At 66.7% G+C, this 8,409-nt stretch carries 7 protein-coding genes; all 7 read right to left on the minus strand.

Annotated elements, in window-relative coordinates; genetic code table 11:
• On the minus strand, window positions 1-1,378 hold a 1,378-nt coding region (locus tag ASG00_RS03345), incomplete at its 3' end, for a hydantoinase B/oxoprolinase family protein (RefSeq protein ID WP_200930844.1).
• Window positions 1,375-3,552, minus strand: a complete 2,178-nt coding sequence (locus ASG00_RS03350) for a hydantoinase/oxoprolinase family protein (protein ID WP_056206906.1) — start codon at window positions 3,550-3,552, stop codon at window positions 1,375-1,377. The genes ASG00_RS03345 and ASG00_RS03350, both read right to left, overlap by 4 nt.
• Window positions 3,549-3,923, minus strand: a complete 375-nt coding sequence (locus ASG00_RS03355; protein WP_056206908.1) for an acetone carboxylase subunit gamma — start codon at window positions 3,921-3,923, stop codon at window positions 3,549-3,551. The genes ASG00_RS03350 and ASG00_RS03355 overlap by 4 nt, the downstream gene beginning before the upstream one ends.
• Before the next feature lies 1 nt (window position 3,924).
• Window positions 3,925-5,844, minus strand: a complete 1,920-nt coding sequence (locus ASG00_RS03360) for a hydantoinase/oxoprolinase family protein (RefSeq protein ID WP_162237867.1) — start codon at window positions 5,842-5,844, stop codon at window positions 3,925-3,927.
• A gap of 138 nt (window positions 5,845-5,982) precedes the next feature.
• Complete coding sequence (locus ASG00_RS03365) at window positions 5,983-6,930, minus strand: helix-turn-helix domain-containing protein (protein ID WP_156454813.1); 948 nt, start codon at window positions 6,928-6,930, stop codon at window positions 5,983-5,985.
• A gap of 161 nt (window positions 6,931-7,091) precedes the next feature.
• Window positions 7,092-8,087, minus strand: a complete 996-nt coding sequence (locus ASG00_RS03370; RefSeq protein WP_056206914.1) for a VOC family protein — start codon at window positions 8,085-8,087, stop codon at window positions 7,092-7,094.
• Between the two features lie 18 nt (window positions 8,088-8,105).
• A partial coding sequence (locus ASG00_RS15645) for an AMP-binding enzyme (RefSeq protein ID WP_442922593.1) occupies window positions 8,106-8,409 on the minus strand: 304 nt, incomplete at its 5' end.

Genomic DNA, 8,409 nt, shown 5'->3' on the forward strand with positions numbered 1-8,409 from the left:
TGGGGAACTCGTTCTCCATGGACTCCACGTCGGGGGCTCGTCCGAACGCGCACCACGGGAAGCCGTATGCGTCCATTCCGTCGGAGGTCGCGTGCGCGCCCTGGCCTTCGGTGTTGATCGGATAGGCGATCATGTCGGCGAAGAACGCACCCCACTGCGAGACCCCGGCAAGCACGGAGGCGTTGCCGCCGTTGCCCTGGCTCGCAGTGACCTGGCGCCAGTCTGTGGATCCGAACCGGGCGCGGCTGATGCAGTTCGCGATCGCGCTCATCGCCCCCGTCGCCGCCATCACGGCGTTCGATGTGGCGGCTCGCACATCGGGTGACAGCATCGAGTTCTCGGGGAAGATGAAGTCGATCGGCGCGAAGGTCGCGGAGCTGATCGGCAGGTCGTGGAAGACGTACTCGTAGATGTAGTTCGCGAGGTGCCCGACGACGGCCTGCGGGTGGGCGTTGTAGCTGGACGGGTTCTCCGGGCTGGTGCCGGTGAAGTCGATCGTGAGCTGCTCGCCCTTCTTGACCATCTCCATCGAGCAGTTGCGCATCAGCCCCGAGCTCAAGCCCGCGGCGTCGCTGAACGTGACGCAACGGTAGGTGCCGTCCGCCCAGCTCGCGATGCGCGCCCGCGCACCGGCCTCTGCGTCGTCGAGCATCCGGCGGAAGAGCCCGGACATGAAGTCCTTGCCCTCCCGCTCGAACATCTCCAACAGCCGCACCCGCACGCGATCAGCCGTCGTTGCGCGCGCCCGCATGTCGACCGTGACGTTCGCCTCGGCCCTGATGCCGAACGCGGCGAACATCTCGAGCACGTCCTCGCTGATCCGGAAGCCCTGGCCTACCCGCATCGGCGGAAGGTTCATCCCCTCCTCGAACCGGCTCGTGGCCGAGAGCGGCATTCCCCCGGGCTCGATCGCACCGGTCTCGGTGGTGTGCGAGAGGGCGGCCGTCCAGGCCACCAGCTCTCCGTCGAAGAACACCGGCATGATGGCGACCTGGTCGGGATTGTGGATGCCGCCGTACAGCGCATCGTTCGTGTACCAGATGTCGCCGTCATTGACACCGGGGTTCTCGCCGTGGCGATCGAGGATGTACTTGATCACGATCGGCGGGATCACGGCGTGCAGGTAGGTGCCCGCGGAGGCGTTCACGAGGTCGCCTGCGGCCGTGAACATCGCGACGATCGAGTCTCCAGCCACACCCATCGACGAGCGGGACGAGCGCATGAAGACCTCGTACCCCTCGTCGAGAACGTCGGCGGTGCGCTGCACAGCGATCTCGTAGTCACCGGCGGGGAGTTTCGCGACGCACTGGCGCTCATACTCCGTCGCGGGCACCACCTTGAGGGCGCTCATCTTCTCTTCGAGCGTGGGGTACGTCATGCGCTGACCTCTTCCAGGATGTCGCGAGAGTCGGCGTCGACGCCCGCGGTGTCGGATTCGAGAATGCCCAGGCCGTGCTCGTCGATGCGCAGCCGCTGCACCGGCGGCACCACGATCGTGGAGAAGTCCATTTCCACGATCGCAGGACCGACGACGACGTTGCCGGCCGTGAGCGCATCAAACGAGTAGACCGGTGTGGCCGTCCGGCTGCCGAGCTCCGGCCAGTACGCCTCCCGCGTCGCGGTCTGCGCGGCGGCGGGCGACTCGTCGCCGACCGGAAGCACCGGCAGGGTCAGCTTCTCCGTGACGACTGTCGCCTTGACCACGATCCCGTCGAGATAGACCCCGCCGGGCTTGTTCACCACGTAGGGGCTGAACGCCTCGGAGAACTCCTTCTCGAAGGCATCGTAGATCGCCTGCGCATCGTCGTCGGTCTCGATCCGCAACAGCGGCGACGATACGCGCTTGACCTGCACCTGTCCGCCGTAGAGCATGTCGAGTTCGACCGAGAAGATCACCTCCCGCTCGGCGAGGCCCTCCGCCTCGAGATCGAGCAAGGCGCGGTCGATCATCTTCTGGACGGCGGAGTTGAACTGCTCCTTGTCGATGTTGATCTCACCGGTGAGCGGCTTCATGAACTGCATCCGGCCGCTCTGCTCGTACACGTGCATAATGTCCATCACGGAGCTGCCCAGCGCCGAGAACACCGGCGCCTGCGGGAAGATCACGACCGTGCCGACATCCGCCTTGTACCCGGCGACATGCGTAGGTCCGCCGCCACCGAACGCGAACAGCGCGAAGTCGCTGGGGTGGTAGCCGCGCAGATGCACTTCGCGCTTGATCGCGGATGCCATGTTCTGCTCGACGATGCGGCGCACGAGCGCGGCGGCCTCGTCCACCGACACGCCGAGCGGCTCGGCCACCCTCGTGCGGATCGCCTCGACCGCCTTGTCGCGGTTCAACGGCATCTTCCCACCGAAGTATCCGTCGGGAGCGATGTAACCGAGCACGACGTCCGCGTCGGTCACCGTGGGTTCGATGCCGCCGAGGTCGTAGCAGGCGGGACCCGGATAGGACCCCGCGCTGCGCGGCCCGACCTCGAGGCGGTTGCCGAGCAGTTCGTTGACCCACGCGATCGATCCGCCGCCCGCACCCATCGTGGTGGTCTGCAGCATCGAGATGCCGACCATCCAGCGATCGATGATGGGACGAAACTCGTACGAGCGCACCGAGGCGTCCACCACCATGCCGACGTCGAAGCTCGTGCCCCCGACATCCGACGCGATCACATTGCGGTAGCCGAGCTCCTTGCCGATGTGGAAGCTGCCGATGAGGCCCGAGACCGGGCCGCCGTTGAACGTGCGGCTCGCCGTGGTCTTGAAGATCTCCGCGCTGCCGCCGGTGTTGTGGGTGAGCAAGAACGTGCCTCGATAGCCGTTCGAACGCAGCTGATCCCAGGTGGTCTCGAGCTCGAACTTGATGCTCGTCTGAAGGTAGGCATCCAGAATCGCGGTCATCGTGCGCTCGTACTCGCCAACCTTGCCGACGACCTCGTGCGACAGTACGACCGGAAGGTAGCCGACGTGGAAGCCCTTGTACTCCTCGCGGATGATCCGCCGCACGGCACGCTCGTGCTCCGGGTTCTGGAACGACCAGAGCAGCGAGACGGCGATCGCGCGGGCGCCGTTGTCGACCAGGTGACGCAGCTTGACACGCACGTCGTCCTCGTCGAGAGGTCGGATGACGGCACCCGTGGAGTCCACGCGCTCGCCGATGCCGACGATCATGTCGCGATTGATCAGCGGTTCGGGTTTGCTCTGCACGGCCAGGTTCCGGCGCTCGCCGATGCGGGTGCCGTCGGTCCACTGCGCGCCGCGGCCGATGAGGATGGCATCCTCGTGCCCTTCGGTCGTGATCAGGCCGAGCTTGGGTCCCTTCCGCTCGATGAGCCGGTTCATCGCCACGGTCGTCGAGTACCGCACGATCTCGATCTGCGGGAGGATCTCCTGGAGCGCCCCCTCATCGAGGAGCCGTGCGCCCTCGTTGAGCACGTTCAGGAACCCCACCGACAGGTCGTAGGGCGTCGTCGGCGACTTCGCCACGATACGCCGATCGTCCCATGTCAGCACGAGGTCGGTGAACGTCCCGCCGACATCGATGTCGATCGCCTTCACAGCGCCACCTCCAGCTTTCCTTCGTCGTTGATCCGTGCCTCGCCGGACGCGAGACGGGCTTTGATGGAGTCGATATCGATCTCCGTGTCATGAGTGAGAGGGTGGCCAGCCGGCAGGTACTCGGTCTCGATCTGCCGACCGCATCCGGGGCAGTAGAACTCGAGCAGCCGCACCCAGTCGCCGTTCGGCGAGAACGTGTATTCGCCCTCGATCACGGTGGGGTGGACTTCGTTCGGCTCGCGCTCGCCGACAAGCAGGCCCCGCTTGTAGTTGTCGCGTGCGGAGCCGAGGTCGCGACCGCAGTCGTGGCAGTGCCACCGCTCGGCGTTCACGTCGATGTCGAGGTACTCGGCGACATGGAGCTTCGTCACGTCAGGCCTCCTTTCTCGTCAGGGCGGCATCGCCCGTGGCATCGGTGGAGATGTCCCAGCCCGCCGTCACGAGCCAGGTGGTCGAGTCGCCGTCCACGAGGACGGGCCCGGAGATCGTCGCTCCGGGGATCGCAGCAGCGGCGTAGGTGGGAAGCTCGCCGTCGGCTCCGTAGGCGGACTGCCGGGCGCCCTCGGGGTCGGGGCGTCCCGCGGTCGGCGCGTCGGCGAGCGTGATCCGCGGCAGCGGGGAGTGGGCGCGGAGCCGCAGGAGCGACACCTGCCCCGGCGATCGTGCCGCGATGGCCGACGCGTCGCCCACCAGGTCGGCATCGGCTGTCAGCTCATCGCCGACGAGTGTGCCGTCCGCGATGCGCGCCTCCCAGCGATAGCGCGCGTGAGCCGGGTCAAGGCCCTCGCCGCGGAAGTCTCGCGCCGCCTCGTCGACGTGCTGCGCGGCGCGGAGGGCCACGTCGGCGTCGGACTGGATGGCCGCCTCGTAGACATGGACCACGTCGGAGATCGCCGAGCCGTACGCGGAGTAGACGTTGCCGTACCGGAAGAACCGGGCGGCGCGCGCTCCGAGTCGCTCGGCGACGGCGGTGACGAACAGCGGCCCGTTGCCTCCGTAGGCATAGACCGTGGTCTCGGCCGGATCCCAGCCCGCTTCCTCGGCCGTCTCTCGCGCGAGCGTGGCCACATCGTCCCACGCCTGCTCGACGATCGCGCGCGCGGCGCTTACGGTGTCGACGCCGAGTGGTGTGCCGATCTGCCGGTCGATCGCCGCCTTGGCGCGCTCGACGTCGAGGGTCCGCGCACCGTTGAGGAAAGCCGTGGGCGAGATGAAGCCGCTGACCACGAATGCATCGGTGATCGTCGCGTTCCGTCCGCCGAGACCGTATGCCGCCGGGCCGGGCGCTGCACCCATGCTGTCGGGGCCGAGCTTCACGGCGCCGTCGACGACGCGCGCCACGCTGCCGCCGCCGAGCGCGATCGATCGCAGCAGCGGGAACTCCAGTTCGAGGGGAATGTCGAAGAAGTCGCCGCTGTCCTTCGTGATAACCCGCCCGCCTCCGACGGCGCTGGCCTTCGCGGTGGTGCCGCCGACATCGATCGCGATGACCTTCTCGTCGCCGAACCGCTCCGATGTCGCGGCGCATGCGTAGGTGCCAAACAGCGGCCCGGACTCGATCGTGTCGAAGGCCTTCGTCTTCCCGATCCGGGCGACGCCGCCGTTGATGTGGCCGATGAGCACGTTGCCGGGCCAGCCGTGCTGCTCCCGGAGGATCTCTTCCGCCCGGTACAGCGTCGTGGCAAGTGAGGGATGCACGTAGGCGTTGATCAGCGACGCCACGGTACGGGTCGCGTCGTCGGGCCGGAGCGTCACATCGCTCCCGGCCAGCGCCGGGATCGACCCAAGGAAGTGGTCGGGGTAGTCCTCGGAGATCATCTCGACGATCCGCCGCTCGGCGGCTCCGTCGGGGAAGGCTCCCTCCAGGCTCACGTTGATGCGGCGGATCCCTTTGTCGAGGAGAGACTTGATGGCTCCGCGGACGACGGTCTCGTCGGCATCCGCCGGGATGCCGGCGATGTCGTCGGCATCCACGATCGACCCCACCACCGCGTGGGCCGTCCGCGGGTCATAGAGGTCGGCCTCGTGGCCGGCCGAGACCAGCAGGCCGATCTTCGGGCCCACTCGCTGAGCGAGCACGTTGGAGGTGATCGTGGAAGACCAGCGGATCACTTCGACCTCGGAGAGGAACGAACGAAGATCCGAGAAGTCGAGGGCCTTCTGGGCAGCGGTCAGCAGGTCGATGAACGAGATGGTCACGTCGTGTGGCGTGGTTTCCACTTTGAGCGAGATGATCGTTCCGTTCCCGCTGACGAGTCCGTCGGTCATGGTGCCGCCGGTGTCGATGTCCACGTTGTACATGCGAGCAGTTCCAATCGCCGGTGCGCCACGTCGTCGTGGCGTGCGATCAGTGTCGGCGAGCCGGCGTCCACTGCGACCGGATCAGCGCTGTGTGCAAAACGGCGTGCACGCAGTGTCGTATCGCGTGCGTCACGCCGTGGCGCGAAACTCGCTCGGCGTCACGCCGTAGGCGTTGCGGAACGCACGCGAGAAGCTCGCCAGTGACGGAAGACCGTGCGAGGCGGCGATCCGCCCGATCGTCTGATGGTCGAAGCGGGAGTCGCACAGGTCGCTGCGAATCGCGTCGAGTCGCGCTCGGCGCACCTCGTCCATGACGCTGCGCTCCGTGCCCTCGAAGGCGGCGTGCAGGCGGCGGAGTGAGACGTTGTGAGCGAGCGCGATCATCCCCGGACCGAGGCGGGGATCGCTGTGATGGATCTGGATGAAGGCGGACACTCTCTCGCGCAAGACCCCATCCGTATCCCGCACGTCCCACTCCTTGCCGAACGTGGAACGGATCAGGGTGCCGGCCAGGTCCGCCGCATGTTTGCCGAGCATGATCGCCTCGGGGTCGACCTCGAGTCGCGCACCGTCCCTCGCGACACCGCGCAAGAACCTCTGCACGACCCCGGCGAGGCCGGTGTCGCCGCGCATGCGGATCGCGGTGATGTCCCGGAGCTCGCGGGTGGGTCGACGCAACAGGGACTTCGGGAAGAGGAAGACCTGCCAGTGGAACCTCTCCTGCATCGCGAGCGTGAACGGGCGCGAGCTGTCGTAGAGCACCATGTCGCCGGCCGAGAGGACCGCCTCGCGGCCGTCCTGCACGAGGATCGAAGAGCCGCCGAGCGGAAGGCCAATCTGGAGCGTGTCCGGGTCGCCGGCCCGGAGCTCAGCGCTCGAGCGGCTGTAGACGTGGTCGCCTCCCACGACCGTGCGGATCGCCATGTCGCCGATAGCAAGACACGACATCGCCGCGGCCGGCGCCGCATCGTGCCGCGGATCGATTTGCACAGGCAGGATCTGCGAGCACACGGTGTTCAACCAGAACTCCATGCGCTCGTGTGTGGGTGCCTTGCGTGCGTCAAACAAAGTGGCCACGTCGCCTCCTCGGATACCATCGCCGTCGATCGCCACCGGGTCATCTCTCGCCGACGAGAGACGGCCATCTTCGTCCTATTCGCGTCGCTCCGGGGAGAACCGTTCCACGGTGCGAAACGCCTGGCCCAGACCGTATCAGGCGGGGACGGGGCCAGGAGGAGCTAGAGTCCGGCCGACGGAGTGGTCTCCAGGCTCCGGGCGTCGCCCTTGTAGACGAACGGGTCGCCGTACCACGTAAGGCCGTCGGGGAACTGCTCGCGCTCCCACTTGATCGGCTCCCAGTCCGGATCGAAGATCAGATAGCCGCCGGCATAGATCTCCACGCGATGCCCCGATCCCGGATCGAGGACATAGAGGTACATGGCCTGCCCGATGCCGTGCTTGCCGGGGCCGAGGTCGAACGTTACGTCGTAGTCGCGGAGCACGTCCGCCGCCGTCAGCACGTCCGACAGGTTCTCGAGATTGAACGCGACGTGGTGGAGCTGACCGGTCTTGCCGTACGAGTTCGCGACCATCGCCAGGTCGTGCACCTGCGGAGTGACCGACATCCACGACGCCAGGACGGTCGTGTCGTCGCGGTGAAGCGCGTACTCTCTGCGGTTGAACCCGAGGTTGTCGCGCACCCACTGCTCGGCCTGGTTGATTGTCTCGCGCGATGTCTGCACGTTGAAGTGGTCGATCCGGCGGACCCCGAGGCCACGGCGCTTGGAGCTGTTGCTCGGCAGCTTGGACCGCAACTCTTCGGGAGCCTGAGGTTTGTCGATGTCGTAGTAGAGCTCGAACGGGTGCCCGCTGCCCGGCACGAGGAAGCGCACCGCGGTGCCGCGTCCCTTCTCGGCGCCTGCGGCAACCTCGACGACCTCGATCTCCTGCTTGTCGAACTCGTTGGCGAACAGCTCGACGTCCTGAGGACGCTTCACACGGAAGCTGTAGGAGTTCACGATGCTCTCCTCTTGCTGAGTCAGCACGAGTGAGTGATGCGTGAGTTCCTGGAAGCCTCTCAGATACGCGGTGTCGCCGTCGCGCTGCACGATCTCCATGCCCAGGAGATCGCCGAAGAAGTGCAGCGACTTCTCCAGGTCCTTCGTGCCGAGGTTGATGGCGCCGCACTGAGCGACCTGCGGGCCCGGATCGTAGTTGTCAGAGAGCTTGCCCATGAGCGTGGAGGGTTCCTTTCAGCGCTTCTTCGACGGCACCCGCACCGCTTCAGTGAAGGGTGCAGTGTCGACGGTGGATGATGTCGCGCCGTCGAGCTCGCTCACGAGCAGACGGATCGCGGGTTTGTCGAGCTTTCCTGCGCCGTTGCGGGGAACCACGTCGAGCTCCACGAGCCGTCGCGGAAGCTTGTACCGAGCAACCGACTTCGTCAGGAAGTCGCGAATGTCGTCGAGCGAGAGAGCTTCGTCACGAAAGCTCACGACGGCGCACACCGTCTCGCCCCACTGCGGATCGGGAACGCCGATGACGGCCACGTCCTCG

Origin of the sequence: Microbacterium sp. Leaf351 (assembly GCF_001423825.1) — a bacterium.
In the GTDB taxonomy this organism is placed as follows: domain Bacteria; phylum Actinomycetota; class Actinomycetes; order Actinomycetales; family Microbacteriaceae; genus Microbacterium; species Microbacterium ginsengisoli.